Genomic DNA, 18,028 nt, shown 5'->3' on the forward strand with positions numbered 1-18,028 from the left:
TCCTACCCCCCCCCCCCCCTCCCCCCACCCCCCCCCCCCCCCCCCCCCCCCCCCCCCCTCTCCCTCCCCCCCCCCCCCCCCCCCCCCCCCCCCCCCGTGCCCGTGCCCGTACCGGTACCGCTTTCGCGGAAGGAACGTGAATTGGAAGTCCCGCACCCCCGCGCCGCCGAAGACGAAGGCGAAGGCGAAGGCGGCAGCGCACCCCGGGTCAGGTCCCCGTGGGCGGTCGGCGCCCTCGCGGTGGCCGGATGCGTGCTCGTCGGGGCCGTGCTCGTCCACCTCGGCATGATGTTCCTGAGCCTGGCCCCGCCGAACGCCCTCACCGCCCGGCACCAGGAGCGGATCAACGCGTACGTACAGCCCGAGTTCGGTCAGGACTGGAAGCTGTTCGCGCCGAACCCCCTGCAGCGCAACGAGACCGTCTCCGTACGGCTGCGGACGGCCAGTGAGGTATCGGAGTGGGTCGGCCTCACCGCCCGCGACGTCGCGATGATCAGGGGCAATCCCGTGCCGAGCCATGTGCACCAGAACATGCTGCGCCGGGCCTGGGACAGCTACGTCTACGCGCACGACCAGCAGGGACGGCCGACCAAGGCGCCGTACGGCGAGCTGTCCGCCGCGTACCTCAAGCGCGTCGTGCTCCAGCGGATCGGGCGGGAGTGGGAGGGGGAAAAGGTCACCGCCGTGCAGCTCGCGTGGCAGTTCGCGCTCGTACCGCCGCCGTCGTGGAGCGGGCAGGACCCGTCGGGCGAGATCGGGTACCGGAGGCTGCCGTGGTGGCCGGTGACGGACGAGGATTACAGGGAGATGTGAGTTGTTGACGACCGTGCCGTTCCGCCGCCTCGCGGGGTTCGCCCGCACCACCCAGGCCCCCTACCAGGCCGCCGTCTTCCGCATCGGGCTCGCCGCCGTCGTCACCGCCTTCCTCCTGCGGGAGTGGCCGAACCGCCGTGTCCTGTACGGCGACCGCAGCGCCCTCTCGTACGACATGGCCCTCGCGCTCAGCGGACACGAGGGCACCTTCACCGTGCTGAGCTGGTACGACGGGCGGCTGTGGTTCGAGACCGTCTACGCGCTGACCCTGCTGGCGGCGCTCGCCGTCCTGGCAGGGTGGCGTACGCGGACGGCCTCCGTGCTGCTGATGGTCGGGGTGCTGTCACTGGAGAACCGCAACCCCCTGGTCGGGGACGGCGGCGACAACGTCATCCGGATCCTGGTCATCTACCTGGTGTTCACGCGCTGTGCGCAGGTGTGGTCGCTGGACGCGCGGCGCGCCCGGGCTCGGTCCGGTGCCGCGGGCGACCGGACCGGCGTCGCGCTGTGGGCGGTGATGGGCGCGCTGCTCTTCTGGGCGTTCGGCCCCCAGGCTCAGGGCTGGCCGCTGGTGCTGTGGACGCTGTGGGCGGTGCAGGGCGCGTGGTACGTCGTCAACCGGTGGTACCCGCGCCACGAGCTGCGGGCCGTGCTGGACGGCGGCGCCGCGATGCTGCACAACTGCGCGATGCTGGTGATCGCCGTACAGGTCTGCCTGATCTATTCGACGGCCGGCTGGTACAAGATCCAGGGCCTGCGCTGGCAGGAGGGCAGCGCCCTCTACTACGCCCTGCACCTCGATTACTTCACGCCGTGGCCCTGGCTCTCGACGGCCCTCGCGGCCAGCACCGTCATGGTCCTGGTCCTGAGCTACCTGACGGTCATCGTGCAGGTGGCCTTCCCCTTCACCCTCGCCAACCGCCGCGTCAAGAACGTGCTGCTCGCCGTGATGATCGCCGAGCACCTGGGCATCGCGGTGCTGCTCGGCATCCCGTTCCTGTCGCTGGCGATGATCGTGTGCGACGCGGTGTTCCTGCCGACGGCCTTCCTGGTCGGGGTCGGCGCGTGGTGCCGGCGGCGCCGGGCCGGGCGGCGGACCGAGCCGGAGGCGACGCCGGCCGCGCCCAGGGAACCCGTGCGACTGCCCGTGTGACCGCGTGCGCGATGGGCGTCGCATGGAGCATTCGAGGGGGTTCTGTGCACGCCAGCGCCGACCGGTACAGCAGGGCCTATCACGCCGATTCCCTTGTGCAAAGATGTACTGACCTGCGCATTTAAGGGGTGCACCACCGCGATGGCTGGCTACTGCAAGGCCGAGTTCAAAGCCCTGTCCCGGCTCGTGACGGATCTCAGCGAGTGCGCGGACGGCATGCGGTCCGCGATGAGACAGCTGAAGGACATCGGTCCCAAGGGCTCCGGCTCCGACGAGCTGGAGAAGGCCTGCGACGACTTCCAGGACAAGTGGGACCACGGCATCAAGCTGATCGCCGACGCCACGGGGGGCATCACCGAGAAGGTCGGCGAGTCGGGCAAGCTCTTCCAGGACCTGGAGGTCCAGGTCGAGGCGATGGTGAAGTCCGTGAAGGCCCCGGCCGGTGGCGTCCGTGCGTGATCCCAGGGAAGCCCCGGGTCCCACCGGTGCCGGACCGGCCGAAGCCACGGAGCCGGAGCCGGCCGCGGATCCCGACGGCGGGCCGTCGGCGTTCCGCTTCCAGGTCCAGCCGGAGTTCCACGCCATCCCCCTCGGCATCGGTGAGGACGAGGACGCCTTCGGCGAGCAGCTGCGGCGGTTCGCCCGCGACTACTGGGGCGAGCGCGAGGATCTGGAGCCCCTGCGCAGGCTGACCACGGCCATGTACGCGGCGAACGCCCCGGGTCTCGTCACCGGCGGTGCCGTCTACAACGCGCTCGGCATCTTCCCCATCGGAGGCACCGCGGACGGCTCGAAGCCGCCCGAGCGCGTCAGCCGCGCCACGCTCACCGTCAGCGTGCGCGACCTGGACAACCCCGACCCGTACCGCACCGCCGCGGGCATCGCGGAGGCGCTGGAGAAGGCGTCCGACGGCGGCGAGGCGGGGGAGGTCCAGCCGATCACCCTGCCCGCCGGCCCCGCGGTCGTCCGCGTCGCCGGGTCCCGGGCCGTGTGGGAGCTTCCGGAAGGGCCGCAGGAACGATTCTTCGTCCGGATCGAGGTCTGGCTGCCGTTCCCCGAGGACGACCGGCTGCTGCTGCTCTGCCTGAGCACGGCCGACGTCCAGGACCTCTTCCACTATCAAGCGGTCCTCGCGGACATCGCCGACACCATCACGTTCGGCGAGTCCGACACTCCCCCGCCCACCCCTGCTCCGTCCGCCTCCCCCTTCGGCTCCTACTGATCGCCTCGAGGAGATCGTCCCCATGAGCACACAGACGTACGAGGCGCTCGGCTTCGACCCCGCACCGGGTGTGCCGCCCTCGGTGCGTCATCTGGTCACCACGCTCACCCGCGTGGGCAAGCAGCTCCACGACGCGCACGCGACGCTGACCCGGCTGGGGAAGGCGGACGGGGCGTGGGCGGGCGAGGCGGCGTCCGCGTTCGCCGGGAAGGTCGGCACGCTGCCGAAGTACCTGGCCGACGGGCACAGGTCGCTCGCCGACGCCGCGCACGCGCTCCACACCTGGGAGTCCCGGCTGACGGACTTCCAGGCGCTGGCGCGCCGCTACGAGCAGGAGGCGGCGGCGGCCCGGCAGACGCTGAAGGAGGCGCAGAGCAACCCGGACCTGCAGCTCGCGGGCCGGACCTTCGAGACGGACACGGAGCTGCAGAGCGCCCAGCGGCGCCTGGACCACGCGACGACGCGGGTGAACGAGGCCGCCGACGAGCTGAACGCCGTCATCAGGAAGGCGCGGGAGCTGCTGGGCGACCACGAGGAGGCCGCCCGCGCCGCCGCCGCGGCGATCCGCAGGGCCGCCGAGGCGGCGCCGGACGAGAGCCTGCTCGACATGCTCGCCGACGCCCTCGCGGGCCTCGGCGAACGGCTCAAGAGCCTCGCGGCCGACCTCTGGAACTGGATCAAGGAACACGCGGACACGATCTACGAGATCGGGGACTGGCTCGGCTACGCCAGCGCCGCCTGCGACGTCCTCGCGGTCGTCTTCTCCGAGACCATCGTGGGTGCCGTCATCTTCGAGGGCATCGGCATGGTGCTGAACGCCGGCGCCCTCGCCTTCCACTCCGTGGGCTGGGCAGCCGGGGCGAAGAAGGGCAGCTGGACGGACATCGGCCTGGACATCGTCGGCTTCTTGCCGTTCGGTGACTTCCTGCGCTTGGGGAAGGTCGCCAAGGGGACCTTCACGGGCGTCAAGATCCCCATGAACGTGCTGGACTTCGGCGCGAAGGCTGCCGACGCCTGGAAGCGTGCGGACGACATCATCGAGCACGTCGGGGGAACCGCGAAGCTGGGTGACGACGCCGAGAAGTGGGTGATGCGGAACATCAACTCCTTCGGCAGCAAGGCGCACGCGATCCACATCACCGCGGACGGTCTGGCGGACCGGTTCAAGGTGGCCGTGGCCAAGGAGCTGGGTGACTTCAACCTGTACCGGCCCGGGGCGGGGGTGACGGACATCGCCTTCCAGAAGGTGATGCCCCAGGTGATCGAGAACACCCCGCTGCGACACATACCCGCGCTCGCCGACTCCGTCAGGCCGATCATCGACAACACCGGCGAAACCGTCGGCAAGTACATCGACCCACGGTCCTGGACGGCACGCGGCTACGAGGCGGTGACCGGCGCGAAGAACCTCTACAAGGAAGGCGTGCGGATCGCCACGCAGGACGTGCAGTACGCGTCCGAGAAGTTCCACGAGAAGCTCGACCAGGCGCGCGATACGGCGGGCGACGTCATCGGCCGCTTGTCGAGCGCCAACCCCTTCGGATGACACCGTGAACGACGTGAGCGACGTGACCGACGTGACCGACACCCCGTACGCGTTCCTGGTCTCCGTGAACAACCCGGTTCCGGTGTCCGGCCCACGGCCACCGCACCTGCCGCCCGACGCCGAGATGGCCTCGACGATCCGGCTGACGACCGCCCGCCGCCCCGAGGACACCCCGCTCGCCCGGGTCTTCACCCCGCGCACCACGGGGCGCTGGAGCCGCCAGGCACCCGTGCCCTTCTGGATCGACGACGGACGGGACGGCAGTCCGTCCTGCTCCGTACGCCCCGCCGCCCCGGACGTCTACGACGTCCACACGCCCGACGGCACGCCACTGGCCCGGATCACCCGCCGTGCCGGCCGGTTCCTGCCCTGGCCCCGCCGCATCCGGTGGTCGGCGCGGTTCACCCACCCGCCCCGGACCGTCACGGGCAGGTCCGGCACCTGGTACGCGTGGCTCCTCTACGTGCTGACCGCCCCCGTCTGGTTCCTCGTCGTGCTCGGCGTATCGGTGTACTCGTTCGTCGTGGGCGAGGCCGACGACGACACGGTCGCGAGACCGGTACGAACCCGCTGGCGCACGCCCGGCGCCGGCACGGTGCTGGACTACCGGGGTGTCGGCAGGATCTACCGCTTCGACCCGCGGCACCTGGACACCCGCGTCGCCTACGCACTCGCGGTCCTTCAGACGTGGGAGCGCGAACGGTAACCCGGATAACCGGGTGCGCGGCGGCGGGGAGGCCGCCTACCGTACGGATGCGTTGATCGATTTCGGAGCGTGGGGGGAACCGTGCGTACGTCTTACCCCCGCACGCCCCATCTGCCCTGGTCCCCCGGCGCGGCCGCCGACGATGTGCGGACGGGGAGTCTGGAGGGGTTCGCCGGCCGGGAAGTCGTGGTCACCGAGAAGCTCGACGGTGAGAACACGACCCTGTACGCCGACGGCCTGCACGCCCGCTCGCTCGACTCGGCACACCATCCGTCGCGGGCCTGGGTCAAGGGTCTCCAGGGGCGGATCGCCGCCCGCGTCCCGGCGGGGTGGCGGGTGTGCGGCGAGAACATGTACGCGCGGCACTCGATCGCGTACACCGGTTTGGAGAGCTGGTTCTACGGCTTCTCCGTCTGGGACGGCGACGGGCGGTGCCTGGACTGGGACCGGACCGTGGCGTTCCTGCGGCGGCTGGGGATCCCCACGCCGCCGGTCCTGTGGCGGGGCACCTTCGACGAGCGGGCGCTGCGCGCCCTGAGGCTCGACACCGGCCGCCAGGAGGGGTACGTCGTCCGGACGGTCGAGGGCTTCGGGTACGCGGAGTTCGGGCGGCGGGTGGCGAAGTGGGTGCGGCCCCGGCACGTGACGACCGACGCGCACTGGATGCACGCCGCCGTCGTGGAGAACGGGCTCGGCCCGCGCGCCGCGCTGTGGGACGTGCGGTCCGGGGCGACGCCCCACCCCGAGGCGCTCGCGGCGGCGGTCGGCCTGCCGGAAGGCGGGGACGCCGGTGCGGCCTCGGACGGAGCCGCGGACGTGGCCGTGGGCGTGTCCTCGGACGTGGCTGCGGACATCGTGGCGGACATGGCGGCGCGGCTCGACGGGCTCGGGCCCGGACGGTCGGGCGACGACCGGCTCGCCGGGGTGCTCGCGGCGCTGCTGCACCGGCACCCGAGGGCGCGGCTCGCGGCCCGGCTGGCGGCGCCGCTGGGCATGCCGCTCGCGCGCCGCGTGGCCGACCTGGTCGGGCTGTACCCGGGGCTGCACCGGCCGTACCCGGACGAAGAGCGGCGCACCGGGCTCCTGCGGCTGTCGTACGCCGCCGACCTGGGCGTCCTGCACGCGGTGGCGGCGGCCCTCGCGGACACCGCCGAGACGCGCGAGCAGGTGGAGTGGTCCGCGCTCCACGCGGAGGAGGCCCGGCCGCTGGACGGGCTCCGGGAGGCGTTCCGTGACGTGGACGACCCCGACGCGGCCGACCGCTGTGTGGCGCAGGCGCGCGAGGCGTACGCGCTGGGCCGGATCGCGACCGCCGAGGAGGCGGTCGCGGCGACGTGGCGGTGGCGGTCGGGGGACTTCCCCCGGTTGGTGCACCTGGTCGGGCCGTCGGGCAGCGGGAAGAGCACCTTCGGGCGCCGGCTGCCGGGCGCGGGCGCAGGCGCAGGCGCAGGCGTGGCCGCGTACGTATCGCTCGACGAGCTGCGCGCGGCGCGCGGCTCCCGGTCGGACCAGCGGGACAACGGCGCCGTCCTGCGCGAGGGCCTCGACCGGCTCGACACGGCCCTCGCCGCCGGGGGCACCGTGGTGTGGGACGCCACGTCGCTCAACCCGCACCAGCGGTCCCTGGTGCACGCGGTCGCGCACCGCCGCGACGCTCTCGTCACGCACGCGGTGGTGCTGGTCGACGAGGCCGAGCTCGCGCGCCGCAACGCGCACCGGACGCATGCGGTGCCGCCGGAGGTGCTCGCCGGCCAGCTGCGCCGGTTCGTCCCGCCGTACCCGGGCCAGGCGCACCGCACCTGGTACGTCGGCGCGAGCGGCACAGTGGAAGACGAGGCGTGAGGCATGCGTACGAGCGAGGAGATCTACCACCGGGTGCTGTGGGACCCGCGGTTCGACCCGGCCCGGTTCGTGGTGGGCGTGCGGCGGCGCGACCCCGGCCTGGGCCCGAAGCGGATGCCGCTGTCCGCGTTCGTCCCCGGCGGGGACATCCCGTGGCACCGGGTGCTGTTCTTCGAGGCCGACGGCGAGATCGTCTGGGACCGCTCCACGGGCGTGGACCGCATCGACGCGACCGACGCCGGGCGGGTGCGCGACCCGCGGCTGCTGCGGGCGCCGTTCTTCACGGCGCGGACGCCGTACGCGTACGACGGCGGCTGGGCACCGGCGTCGACGCCGCGCGGCGCACCCGCCGCGGCCGGGCTGCGCGTGCTGACCTGGAACACCCTGTGGGACCGGTACGACAGCGACCGCATCGACAGCGCGCGACGCCGCCCGCTGCTGCTGGCCGCCCTGGAGGAGGCGGACGCCGACGTCATCGCGCTCCAGGAGGTCGAGGCCGGGCTGCTGCGCCTGCTGCTGGACGCGCCGTGGGTGAGGGACGCCTACACGCTGGGCACCGACCCGGCGGGGCCGGACGTCGCCGAGTGCGGGCTGCTGCTGCTCAGCCGGCTGCCCGTGCGCGAGGCCGGTCTGCACGCGCTGGGCCCACACAAGGCGGTCACGGCCGTCGTCGTGGAGACGGCGACGGGCCCGCTGGTCGTGGCCGCGACGCACCTCAGCAGCGACCACTCCCCCGATGGCGCCGCACGGCGGGACGCGGAGCTGGCCCGGATCGCCGAGGGGCTCGCCACCACCGAGGCGCCGGTGATCCTGCTGGGCGACTTCAACGACGGCGGCGAGACCCCCGCGCGCACGCTGGGCATGCGTGACGCCTGGAGCGAGGTGCACGGCCCGGCGGACGGCACGCCGACGTTCGACCCGCGGGTCAATCCCCTGGCGGCCGTCTCCTCGCTCACCGGCCGCGCCTCCCGGCTGGACCGGGTGCTGCTGCGCGCCGACGAACTGCGGGTGGACGCGGCCGTGCTGCGCGGGGACACCCCCACCGCGGACGGGCTGTACGTCTCCGACCACTACGCCGTCCAGGCCGACCTCTGCTTCGACGGACCCGCCGCCTCGGGCGTCCTCGACGCGCGGCCGACGGCCCGTACGGCGGTGGCCTGGCTTCCGCCACGGGAGCTGTGGCCGCCGCTCCAGGCCGTGCGCGAGGACCACGACCCGCAGATCGACCGCTGGCCGCCGCACGTCAACCTGCTCTTCGGGTTCGTACCGGAGTACGACTTCGAGCGCGCGGCGCCGCTGATCGCCGAGGCGGCGGCCGCCGTCCAGCCGTTCGAGGCCCGGCTGGAGGGCGTGCACACCTTCGGGCACCGGGAGGACGCCACCGTGTGGCTGGACCCGGCCGCGGCGGGCGAGGAGCCGTGGGCGCGGCTGCGCAGCGAACTGGAGCGGCGCTTCCCGCGCTGCCGGGCCCAGCGGTCCGGGTTCACACCGCACCTGAGCCTGGGCAGTACCCGCGACCCGCAAGCCGTCGCCGCCGAGTGCGCGCGCCGCCTGCCCGGCCCGCTGACCGCCCGCGTCGGCGAGTTGGTGCTGCTGTCCCGGCGGGGTGACGAGCCGATGCGGGTGCGGGCGACGGTCGCGCTGGGCACGGGCGAGGTCCGCTGGACCGAGGACCCGGGTCCGGAGACCCCACGGCCGGAGGACCCGCGCCGCGCCGAGCACGCCCGCGAGGTGGCGGCCCGTGTGTCGGACGCGCTGCCGGAGGCGGCGGTGTACGTGGTCGGCTCGCGGCGCATGGGCTGCGCCCTGGAGGGCGCCGACCTGGACCTGGTGGCGGCCGCGCCGGGCCTCACCGACGTACGGGTCACCCGGGACCGGCTGGCGGCGGCGTTCCCCGAGGCCGACGGCGTACGGGAGGTGGTCGGCGCCCGCGTGCCGGGCCTGCGGCTGCGGGTCGGGGACCTGGGTGTCGACCTGGTGCTCGTGGACACGGCTCCGGTGCGGCCGTCCGAGGCGGCGGCGGTCGCGCTGAGCGCGGTGAGCGACGCCGACGCGCTGCTCCCGGAGCCGGGCGCGCGGCGGGAGGGCTTCGTACGCCTCGCCCGCGAGGTGAAGGCGTGGGCGCGGGCACGCGGCCTGGACTCGGCGCCCTTCGGCGGCCTGCCGGGCCTGGCGTGGTGCGTCCTGGCGGCCCGTACGGTGCGGGAGGCCGACGGCCTGTCACCGGAGGATCTGCTCCGGCGGTTCTTCGCCGGGTGGGCGGCCTGGGACTGGCGCGAGCCGGTGGGTGACGGCCCGGTGCCGGTCCCGCGACCGCCGGTCGTGATCCTGACCCCGACCGCGCCCGTACGCCCCTGCTCGGATCAGGTGAGCCCGGGCGGCCGCGATCTGCTGACGCAGGAGCTGTTCCGCGCCTGGGAGATCCTGGAGGCATCCCCCACCGCCTGGTCGTGGTCCGAGCTGCTGGCGCCGCCGCCCCTCCACCGCCGCCACGCCGCGTGGGCGGTCCTCACCGTCCCGGACGCCGAACTCGGCCGGGTGCGGGGCCGGATGCGCGCCCTGCTGTCCGACCTGGAGGCCGCGGGCGCCCCGGACGCCCACGCGTGGCCGCGCCCGTTCGCCCCCGGCCGCTACGCGATCGGCCTCGGCGCCACCCCGCCGGACGAGCAGGCGCTGGCCCGCATCGCCGAGCACCGGCTGCGGGGTCTCGCCGGTGTGGCGTTGAGGCGCGCGGAAGGCGGCGACGTACCGACCCTGCGCTGACCGCGTCAGGCGGCGGGGGCCCAGTAGGCCTTCGCCGCCTCGGTGTCCAGGGAGCCGGGCGGGACCTGGCCGCAGGGAGCGTAGACGGTGACGAACAAGGTGGTCGTGCGGTTGTTCCACCGCACGTCGATGTGGTCCTCGCCGCCCGGCTGCTGGTAGCGGTAGCCGAGCTCGACCAGGTCCTTGACCGTGCGGTTCTCGTCAGAGGTGAGCTTCCAGCCCGCCCCCTCCAGCCGCTTCCGCAGCCGCTGCTGTGCCTGACGGGCCGTGTCCTCCGCGATGCCGGGCACTTCCCACCGGAGCCCGAAGTCGACGACGTCCATGCGCGCCTCGTCGATGTGCCCGAACCCCCGCAGCCCGCGGTAGTAGCAGGCGCCGGTGCTCATGCCGCCCGCCTGGACCGCGCCGGCCGCGGCCGGAGGCAGGCCGAAGCCGTCGTACGTCCACTGGGACCGCTCCTGCAGCTTCTGCGAGACGGCCGCCGGATCGGCCGCGGGGTACGGGCGCCCGTTCCAGAGCTCCGACACCTTCTTCGCCCCGGCGTCCACACCGACGGCCAGCACGGCCAGGGCCCCCACGACCGCCAGACCCACCAGGCCCACGCGCTTCTTCTTCATGCCCCCGACGCTACGAAGTGCGGTGCGGGCGCGCGTGAGTAGGCGTACTCATGAACGCACGCGCCACGTGCTCACGTCCGCGTGACGGTCCCGCACTCCTCCGCCCGGTCGGCGAGCGGCTTGCTGCGGTCGTAGGGGTCGACCGACGGGCCGGGCGCCTCGGTGGGTGTGGGCGGGAGTTCGGAGGCGAACAGAGGGTGCAGGAAGCCGTCGCCGTCGCGGGCGCAGTCGTCGTTGCCGGCGGACTCCAGCCAGCGCAGGACGTACAGCTTCCCGGGCGTCGTACGGATCTTGGCGGGGTCGGAGAGGGCGAACGTCATCTCGCGGCGTACGACCGTCCGCGCGACCTCCGTGGCACCCGGCCTCGCGCGGACCACGGGGTAGACGAAGGTGTAGTCGGCGTGCACCAGCACCTCGCCGTCGCGGTCACCCTTCTCGTACGTCATGCGTCCGCGCGTCTTGACGACCGCGCCCGCCGGCCGCACCTCGGACGGGTCGAAGCGGCTGAAGGCCCACAGCGGGTTCTGCTCGGCACTGGGCGCGGTGAGCGCCTTCTCGATCGACTGGCGTCCATCGGCCTGGAGCGGGTCCAGCAGCTCCAGCGCCGCCTTCGGCCGCTCGCCCCGGAGCGTGGCGGGGTCGAGGTTGGCGGCGACGAGGAACTGCTTGGTGCTGGTCAGGGCGTGGGCGACCTGCTCCTTGGTCATGCCGCCTACGGCCTTGGCCTCCGGTACGTGGATCCCGGCCGCGCCGTCCTCCCAGGCGGCGGCGGGCGAGCCGCGGAACGGCTCCTTGAGCGTCGGCTCGTCCGGGAACAGCTCCTCCGGCGGCGCCCCGGTGGGCCGTGCCGTCTCGGCGGCCAGCGGCGCCGCCTGGCCGTCGGTACCCCAACCGCCCGGCAGGCGGTCGGTGACCAGCTCGGGCCGAACGGCGACGACGGCGAGGCCCAGCGCCAGCAGTACGCCGACCGACGCCGCCCAGCGCCGCTTTCGCGTGCGGCCGCCGTTCATCTCCCGCCACGCGGGACCGGTCCGCCATCCCTCGGGCTCCGCCGCGCGAGGCTTCCCCGCGGCCCGGGCGGCGGCGGACGGCTCCTTCGGCGCGCCGCGCCCGCCGTCCTCCTGGGCCTTGCGGACGAACTCCGCCCACTCCTCGTCCGACACCGATGACGACTCGTCGCCGCGCTTGCCCATCGCCCCACCCCACGTTGTGCACCTGACGCGGACATTGCACCACGGGCCGCGTCCTACGCCGTGGGCGACCTCACCCCTCCACCAGCCCGGTGATGCCGTCGAGTAGCGCGCGCAGCCCGAAGGTGAAGAGCGCGTCGAGGTCGAGGTCGTAGCCGCCGTCCGGGAAGCCGGTGAGGGTGCGGGACAGGGAGGGGAAGCGGCCCGAGGAGACGAGCTCGTGGACCGCGCCCTGCCGGTCCATCCACTCCTCGTCGGTCAGGCCGGTCGCGGCCCGCGCCTGGACCTCGCGCTCCAGGTTGGCCGCGAGGCCCTGTACGTGGCCGTAGACCAGCAGGTGGATGTCGAACATCGTCTGGGCGTCGAGGCCGTGCCCTTCGAGGGCGCCGAGCAGCCAGTCACCGTGCGCCATCAGGTTCGGCAGGAGGAGGGGCCGGCCGAGCGGACCGATGTGCGCGACCCAGGGGTGGCGGCGGCACACCTGCCACAGGGTGTGCGCGACCAGCTCCAGGCGGGCGCGCCAGCCCTCGGGCGGGGGGACGGGGTAGGCCGGTGCCTCGCCGTAGACGGTGTCGGCCATCAGCGCGACGAGCTCGTCCTTTCCGCCGACGTGGCGATACGGGGACATCGCCGCCACGCCGAGGCGGGCGGCGATCGAGCGCATGGAGAGCGTGGCGAGGCCCTCGGCGTCGGCGATCTCGATGGCCGTACGCACGATGCGCTCCCGCGTGAGCTCGCGCTCCGGTGCGGCGGCGGGCGCGGACACGGGCGCGGGTGCGGGCGGCTTAGGCCGTACTGGTACGTCCGCCGCGCCCCGCACGGCGACGACCGTGCCGACCCGGGGCCGCGCCTCCACGTGTCCCTCCAGCCGCAGCGTGGTGAGCGCCTTCGTGGCGGTGGCGAGGGCGACGCCCCACTCCTGGGCGATACGGCGGGTCGACGGCACCCGGTCGCCGGGCGCGAGCTCGCCGGTGGCGATCCGGTGGCGGATATCGGCCGCGATGCGCTGGTAGGGCGGCAGGTCGGTGAGCTCGGTCATGCGCGGATCCCCCTCGGCTCTCTCGACTTCTTCGATTCTTCGACTTTTTTCGGCTGCCTGTACGCCTGTACTAGTGCAGACACTACCAGCGACGACACCACATCGACACCCATTTGCCCTAGTACAGAGGCGGAAAATCGCCTTTTGGCAGACGCCCGCGTACACCGTACATTCAGAGGCGTACACCGTACGAAGGGGAAACACATGGAGACCGTCCTCATCTCTGGCGGCGGCATCGCAGGAGCCGCACTCGCGCTGCTGCTGCACCGCCGCGGCTTCGCTCCCGTGGTCGTCGAGCGGGCGCCGGACGTGCGCGCGGGCGGCCAGGCCGTCGACATCCGGGGCGTCGCGCTGGACGTCATGGAGCGGATGGGCCTGCTGGCGGAGGCGCGCAGCATGCGCACCCGGATACGCGGCATGTCGATGCTCGACGCCGACGGCACGGAGGTCGAGCGCACGACGGAGTACGCCCTCAGCAGTGGGCGGCTCGACAGCGACGACATCGAGATCCTCCGCGAGGACCTCGTACGACTGCTCCACGCGCAGACGCACGGGGATGTGGAGTACGTCTTCGGCGACAGCATCGTGTCGCTGGAGGAGCACGAGGCCGGCGTGCGGGTCGGCTTCGCGCACGGCCCGGCGCGGGACGTCGACATCGTCGTCGGGGCCGACGGCCAGCACTCGGTGGTGCGGCGCCTCGCCTTCGGCCCCGCCGAGGACTACACCCACTACCTCGGCAGCTACCTCTCGGTCTTCAGCGCCGACAACTTCCTGGACCTGGACAACTGGCAGGTCTGGCTGCGGGACGGCGAGGCGGGCTTCGGCATCATGCCGGTGCGCGACAGCAGGGAGCTGCGGATCGCCTTCGGTTTCGAGTCCGCGTCGCCGCTGGACGGCGACCACCGGGACACCGAGTGGCTGCGGCGGGTCGTGGTCGACCGCCTCTCCGCCCTGCGATGGGAGCCTCACCGGCTGGCGGAGGCCGCGCTGGAGGCACCGGACTTCTACTGCGACGCCATGGCCCAGATCCGGATGGACCGCTGGTCGCACGGCCGCATGGTCCTCCTCGGCGACGCCGGTTACTGCGCGTCGCCCTTCTCCGGGCAGGGCACGAGCCTCGCGCTGGTCGGCGCGTACGTCCTCGCGGACGCGTTGGCCCAGGCGCCGGGCGCCGACCACCGTGCCGCCTTCGTCCGCTACGAGTCGGCGATGCGGCCCTTCGTCGAGTTGAACCAGGCCCTCGCGACCGAGAACCCGGGCGGCCCGGCCTCGGAGGAATCGATCGTCCGGGCCAAGAACGCGTTCACACTGCCGGGAGCTGCTGCCGTCCGCTGACGGCGCCGGACTCGGCGGGGGCGGGCGCGGGCGTCAGCGTCCCGGGCGTCGACGTCCCAGGCGTGGGCGTCCCAGGCGTGGGCGTCCCGGGCGTGGGCGTCCCGGGCGCGGGTGTCGTGGCCGGCGTACCGAACGTCGACACCCCCTGGTAGTACGTCCACGCCAGCGTGTGGCACGAGGCGCGCACGGCGCCGCTGGCGTACCGCGCGCACACGCGCTTCATGTCCTCGTGGAACGCCGTGTCCAGCCGCGCCTTGTTCGCCTCGAACTGCCCCGCCGCCTTGTAGTTGCGGTACCCGAAGTCGTGCCGCGCGCAGGAGTACTGGAAGGGGAAGCCGAGGGGGTTGTCGGGCGCGCCGGAGCAGTAGTCCGTGGACCAGTCGAAGGCGTACGCGCTCCACGCGGCCTGGTTCTGGCGCGCCGCCCACCAGGTGTCGTAGCTGGTGGCGCTCGGCTGGGTCCAGGCGCTGAGCAGCTTCGGCTTGTCGGCGGGCACGGCGGACACGGCCGCCGGTGCGGCGAGGGCGTAGGCCGGGGAGGCCAGGGCGAGCAGGGTGGACGCGAGCGGCAGGGCGAGATGACGACGGCGCATACGGGGTCTCCGGAGGGCGCGAGCGATCATGGGCGCCCATAGCCTCCGCTCGCGCGGGGCCGTGCCCCGTCAGCGACGCGCGCGCCGAAGGGTGAACCTGGGCGCTCAGGCACGCGGAGGTGGTCCCGTGCGGCGTCAGCTCGATGTCGAAGTGCAGCGTCTCCGGGGTACGGGGAAAGGGCCGCCGAACCGCGTTCTCCTCGGGAGCGTCCATGAGTATGCGAGGTGCGAGCGACGCCGGGCGCGTGTTGGCCGTGCCCCCGACGGCCCGTACGGCGGTGGCCTGGCTCCCGCCGCCCGAGCTGTGGCCGCCGATCCAGCACATCCGCCGCGAGCACGACCGCCAGTTCCACCGCTGGCCGCCGCACGTCAACGTCCTCTTCGGCTTCGTACCGGAGACCGACTTCGAGCAGGCGGGCCCGCTGCTGGCCGCGGCCGCCGCGGAGGTGGCGCCCTTCCCGGTCCGGCTGGAGGGCGTGCGCTGGTTCCGTCACCGCCACGACGCCACGGTCTGGCTGGACCCGGCGGCCGGAGGCGCCGAACCGTGGACGCGGCTGTACGACGCGCTGGAGCTCCGCTTCCCCCTCTGCACGGGCCGCCACGAACGCTTCACCCCGCACCTCTCCCTCGGCCGCAGCCGCACCCCGCACGAGCTGGCGGCCCACTGCGCCGCCCTGCTCGGCACCCTGACGACCCGGGTCACCGAGCTGACGCTCCTCTCCCGCCGCGCCGACGGCCCGATGCGGCCCCGGGCGACGGTGGCGCTGGGGGAGGGAAAGCTGCGGTGGTCAGCGGGCGGGTAGCGGGTGCGTCACCAGCGCTCGTACGCCGTGAAGGGCCGCACGCCCTCGCCCCAGCGGAAGGCGACGACGAGGTCCTTGTACGTGAGCAGGTCATGGGCCCCGACCGGCTCCTCGCGGAACTCGCGGTCCTCCTCTTCCTCCCCCGTGGCGGCGTCGTAGACCAGCATCCGGTCCCCGTACTTCGACGAATCGACCAGGTGCATCACCCGGTCGCCCTCCGCGTGCAGCGCCCCCGGGTGCGTCCCGCCGCCACCGCCGTCCTCCCGCCACAGCTCGCCGCCACTCCCGAGGTCGAAGGCGACGATCTGAGCCAGGGAACTCTGGCTGCCCTGGTACTTGGCGACCGCGAAGAGCCGCCCGTCGGCGACCGCCACGTCCGAGATCTGGCCGTACTCGCCGCTGCCCTCGATGTGCGCCCGCGGTCGGCCGTCCGGACCGAAGGCGAGGAGGGCGCGGAAGGAGTCGAGCCCGTCGTCATGGGTGCTCAGCACGATCGGATCGGAAGACTCGAAGGTCACGTCCGTCCCCGTGAGCACGCCCCGCCGTTCATCGAGGGGCACGGTCCACCGCGCCGTGCCGTCGGCTGGGTCGAACGCGGCGAGCTTCAGTTCGTCACCGCAGGTGAGGACGGAGAGGACCTGCTTCACGGCGGCGGTGACGCTGTAGGGGACACACCCCTTGGGCAGGACGGCCTTCGAGCGCGGGGCACCGGTCCGCAGGTCGAGAGCGCGCACGGCCTCGGTCCCGTCCTGGACCACGGCGAGCCCACCGCCGGTGGCGAGGAGCTGCCCTCCGGCGCTTACTTCACGGTTCGCCGGTACGCGGGAGGTGCGCCACAGCTCGCGGCCGTCCCTGAGGTCGAGCGCGACGACGGTGACGCAGCCCTTGCCCTCTTGGCTGTGCGCGATCAGCGCGACGGAGTCGTCGGCGACGGAGCTGGTCGTGCAGATCTCGGTCCGCCGGGGCGGAACGTACTCCCAGCGCTTCTTCCCCGACCTCGCGTCAAAGCCGGTGACGGCGTCGTAGCGGCTACGGACGACGGTGCCGCCGACGAGCCAGGCGCGGTTTCCGTGTGCGGCCGCCTGGCGGTCGACCGGCGTCTCCCAGACCTGCTTCATCGAGATAAAGGGCATGTAGCCGGTGCCGCCCAGGAAGAGGTAGGGCAGCCCGACGAGGATGCCGAGCCCGATGGCGACGACGACCAGATACGCGAGCAGTTTCTGGTACCAGCTCGCTGGTGATGCCGTGCCAGTTGCCATGCGGATCCCCACCCCTTGTGACGTAGAACGCCCCGAGGGTAGGGGATCCGTGATCAGCGTGCTGACGTGTACGTGTCCGCGATGAAGCTGGCCCACGCGGTGGGCGCGATGGCGAGGCGGGGGCCGTTGACGTTCTTGGAGTCGCGGACGTGGACCGCACCGGGGGCGACGGCAACCTCGACGCAGTCGTTGCCGTTGCTGCTGTCGCTGTAGCTGCTCTTGAACCAGACGAGCGCGTCAGACTCTTCGGCGGAGGTCTTGCGGATCATGTCTCTCCCAGCACTCGCTCAATAAGGGCCAGCGACTCCCCTGGCGTGAGAGCCTGCGCCCGGATGATGCCATAGCGCAGCTCAAGAACCCGGAGCTGCTTCGGATCCGAGACGGGACGGCCGCCGTACTCCTCGTCGGTCCGGCCCACTGCGGAGCCATCACCGAACTTGAGCACCTGAATCCGACCCCCCGTTCCCGGATGCGCCCAGCGGTCCGTCGGCATCACCTGAATGTCGACGTTCCCCATCTCTCCTACCTCCAAGAGGTGTTCGAGCTGTCGGCGCTGCACCATTGTCCCTCCGATCGGGCGGCGTAGCGTCACCTCTTCCAGGACAAAGCTGAGTTCTGGAGCGGGTGTTCGTTCGAAGATGGATCGCCGCGCCATCCGAGCTCCGAGCATCCGATCCAGCTCGTCCTTGGAGTACGCGGGCCTCCGCGTCCCCAGCAGCGCCCGCGCGTACTCCTCGGTCTGCAGCAGCCCGTGCAAGTTGTGGTTGCCGTACGCCAGCACCTCAACTGCCTTCGCCTCCATCCGCGCCAGGTCCCGCACCTTCTTCGGGTACCGGGCCTCCGCAACGTCCTTCTTCATCGCGGAAATGCGGCCGCCCGCCCCCAACACCTCGTCCGCCTTGTCCAGGTACTCCGGCCTCGGGATCCGCTTCCCCGCCTCCACCTTGTAGACGAGGTCCTCGCCATACCCGATGGCGAGTCCGAACTCGGCGGCCCGCATCCCCGCGGACTCCCGCCACAGCTTCAGCTGCCGCCCCACCGTCGCGACGACCGCCGCGCCGGACTCGTCGTCCGGGTCGACCTCCCAACCCGGCTCGTTCGCCTCGCTCTTGCTGCCGTTTTCTTCCAGGCTCATGCGCGCCCACCTC

16 protein-coding genes and 1 pseudogene are annotated in these 18,028 nt (G+C 73.0%); 10 read left to right on the forward strand and 7 right to left on the reverse strand.

Annotated elements, in window-relative coordinates; genetic code table 11:
* Positions 1-141: 141 nt before the first annotated feature.
* The 8 genes from ACZ42X_RS26705 to ACZ42X_RS26740 all read left to right on the forward strand — a co-directional run bounded on the left by ACZ42X_RS26705 (position 142) and on the right by ACZ42X_RS26740 (position 10,045).
* Positions 142-813, forward strand: coding sequence for a DUF5819 family protein (locus tag ACZ42X_RS26705; RefSeq protein ID WP_468294980.1), 672 nt, complete (start codon positions 142-144; stop codon positions 811-813).
* A gap of 13 nt (positions 814-826) precedes the next feature.
* Positions 827-1,966, forward strand: a complete 1,140-nt coding sequence (locus ACZ42X_RS26710; protein ID WP_468295223.1) for an HTTM domain-containing protein — start codon at positions 827-829, stop codon at positions 1,964-1,966.
* Between the two features lie 141 nt (positions 1,967-2,107).
* Complete coding sequence (locus ACZ42X_RS26715) at positions 2,108-2,425, forward strand: hypothetical protein (protein WP_468294983.1); 318 nt, start codon at positions 2,108-2,110, stop codon at positions 2,423-2,425.
* A complete protein-coding gene (locus tag ACZ42X_RS26720) occupies positions 2,418-3,188 on the forward strand; it encodes a hypothetical protein (protein ID WP_468294985.1) in 771 nt (256 codons plus the stop codon). Before ACZ42X_RS26715 ends, ACZ42X_RS26720 begins: the two co-directional genes overlap by 8 nt.
* A 22-nt stretch (positions 3,189-3,210) precedes the next feature.
* Positions 3,211-4,734, forward strand: a complete 1,524-nt coding sequence (locus ACZ42X_RS26725; RefSeq protein ID WP_468294988.1) for a putative T7SS-secreted protein — start codon at positions 3,211-3,213, stop codon at positions 4,732-4,734.
* Positions 4,735-4,747: 13 nt separating this feature from the next.
* The gene (locus tag ACZ42X_RS26730) at positions 4,748-5,440 is read left to right on the forward strand and encodes a hypothetical protein (RefSeq protein ID WP_468294991.1); all 693 of its coding nucleotides are present in this window, start codon (positions 4,748-4,750) and stop codon (positions 5,438-5,440) included.
* A gap of 81 nt (positions 5,441-5,521) precedes the next feature.
* Entirely contained in the window at positions 5,522-7,282 is a 1,761-nt protein-coding gene (locus tag ACZ42X_RS26735; protein WP_468294993.1) for an RNA ligase family protein, read from the forward strand.
* Between the two features lie 3 nt (positions 7,283-7,285).
* The gene (locus ACZ42X_RS26740) at positions 7,286-10,045 is read left to right on the forward strand and encodes a poly(A) polymerase (protein WP_468294996.1); all 2,760 of its coding nucleotides are present in this window, start codon (positions 7,286-7,288) and stop codon (positions 10,043-10,045) included.
* A 5-nt stretch (positions 10,046-10,050) separates the two neighbouring features.
* Here ACZ42X_RS26740 and ACZ42X_RS26745 read toward each other — a convergent pair whose 3' ends face one another.
* The 3 genes from ACZ42X_RS26745 to ACZ42X_RS26755 all read right to left on the reverse strand — a co-directional run bounded on the left by ACZ42X_RS26745 (position 10,051) and on the right by ACZ42X_RS26755 (position 12,891).
* Entirely contained in the window at positions 10,051-10,662 is a 612-nt protein-coding gene (locus tag ACZ42X_RS26745) for a hypothetical protein (RefSeq protein ID WP_468294998.1), read from the reverse strand.
* 71 nt (positions 10,663-10,733) lie between these two features.
* On the reverse strand, positions 10,734-11,855 hold the full coding sequence (locus ACZ42X_RS26750) for a hypothetical protein (RefSeq protein WP_468295001.1): 1,122 nt from the start codon (positions 11,853-11,855) through the stop codon (positions 10,734-10,736).
* A gap of 70 nt (positions 11,856-11,925) precedes the next feature.
* A complete protein-coding gene (locus tag ACZ42X_RS26755) occupies positions 11,926-12,891 on the reverse strand; it encodes a GntR family transcriptional regulator (RefSeq protein WP_468295003.1) in 966 nt (321 codons plus the stop codon).
* Between the two features lie 204 nt (positions 12,892-13,095).
* Between ACZ42X_RS26755 and ACZ42X_RS26760 the strand changes: the two genes are divergently transcribed.
* Positions 13,096-14,226, forward strand: coding sequence for an FAD-dependent monooxygenase (locus tag ACZ42X_RS26760; RefSeq protein WP_468295004.1), 1,131 nt, complete (start codon positions 13,096-13,098; stop codon positions 14,224-14,226).
* Positions 14,227-14,353: 127 nt separating this feature from the next.
* Here ACZ42X_RS26760 and ACZ42X_RS26765 read toward each other — a convergent pair.
* Positions 14,354-14,818: pseudogene (locus tag ACZ42X_RS26765) on the reverse strand (phospholipase); the annotation flags it as partial.
* Between the two features lie 212 nt (positions 14,819-15,030).
* On the opposite strand from ACZ42X_RS26765, the gene ACZ42X_RS26770 reads away from it, so the two are divergent.
* Positions 15,031-15,621, forward strand: a complete 591-nt coding sequence (locus tag ACZ42X_RS26770) for a 2'-5' RNA ligase family protein (protein ID WP_468295007.1) — start codon at positions 15,031-15,033, stop codon at positions 15,619-15,621.
* Positions 15,622-15,629: 8 nt separating this feature from the next.
* Here the strand turns inward: ACZ42X_RS26770 and ACZ42X_RS26775 are convergent, their stop codons facing one another.
* Genes ACZ42X_RS26775 through ACZ42X_RS26785 form a run of 3 tightly spaced genes read right to left on the reverse strand, consistent with a single transcriptional unit; the run spans position 15,630 to position 18,015 of the window.
* Complete coding sequence (locus tag ACZ42X_RS26775) at positions 15,630-16,880, reverse strand: outer membrane protein assembly factor BamB family protein (RefSeq protein ID WP_468295009.1); 1,251 nt, start codon at positions 16,878-16,880, stop codon at positions 15,630-15,632.
* 53 nt (positions 16,881-16,933) lie between these two features.
* Positions 16,934-17,149: a DUF397 domain-containing protein gene (locus ACZ42X_RS26780; protein WP_468295012.1), complete on the reverse strand. Its 216-nt coding sequence runs from the start codon at positions 17,147-17,149 to the stop codon at positions 16,934-16,936.
* On the reverse strand, positions 17,146-18,015 hold the full coding sequence (locus ACZ42X_RS26785) for a helix-turn-helix domain-containing protein (protein WP_468295015.1): 870 nt from the start codon (positions 18,013-18,015) through the stop codon (positions 17,146-17,148). Before ACZ42X_RS26785 ends, ACZ42X_RS26780 begins: the two co-directional genes overlap by 4 nt.
* Positions 18,016-18,028: the final 13 nt, after the last annotated feature.

The sequence above is a fragment of the Streptomyces sp. NPDC030862 genome, from assembly GCF_055571835.1.

Excerpts from the sequence above, each read along its gene's own strand:
- ACZ42X_RS26740 (WP_468294996.1), top strand. The coding sequence starts at position 7,286 with ATGCGTACGAGCGAGGAGATCTACCACCGGGTGCTGTGGGACCCGCGG.
- ACZ42X_RS26745 (WP_468294998.1), bottom strand. The coding sequence starts at position 10,662 with ATGAAGAAGAAGCGCGTGGGCCTGGTGGGTCTGGCGGTCGTGGGGGCC.
- ACZ42X_RS26760 (WP_468295004.1), top strand. The coding sequence starts at position 13,096 with ATGGAGACCGTCCTCATCTCTGGCGGCGGCATCGCAGGAGCCGCACTC.
- ACZ42X_RS26775 (WP_468295009.1), bottom strand. The coding sequence starts at position 16,880 with ATGGCAACTGGCACGGCATCACCAGCGAGCTGGTACCAGAAACTGCTC.
- ACZ42X_RS26715 (WP_468294983.1), top strand. The coding sequence starts at position 2,108 with ATGGCTGGCTACTGCAAGGCCGAGTTCAAAGCCCTGTCCCGGCTCGTG.
- ACZ42X_RS26755 (WP_468295003.1), bottom strand. The coding sequence starts at position 12,891 with ATGACCGAGCTCACCGACCTGCCGCCCTACCAGCGCATCGCGGCCGAT.
- ACZ42X_RS26750 (WP_468295001.1), bottom strand. The coding sequence starts at position 11,855 with ATGGGCAAGCGCGGCGACGAGTCGTCATCGGTGTCGGACGAGGAGTGG.
- ACZ42X_RS26785 (WP_468295015.1), bottom strand. The coding sequence starts at position 18,015 with ATGAGCCTGGAAGAAAACGGCAGCAAGAGCGAGGCGAACGAGCCGGGT.
- ACZ42X_RS26725 (WP_468294988.1), top strand. The coding sequence starts at position 3,211 with ATGAGCACACAGACGTACGAGGCGCTCGGCTTCGACCCCGCACCGGGT.
- ACZ42X_RS26770 (WP_468295007.1), top strand. The coding sequence starts at position 15,031 with ATGAGTATGCGAGGTGCGAGCGACGCCGGGCGCGTGTTGGCCGTGCCC.
- ACZ42X_RS26780 (WP_468295012.1), bottom strand. The coding sequence starts at position 17,149 with ATGATCCGCAAGACCTCCGCCGAAGAGTCTGACGCGCTCGTCTGGTTC.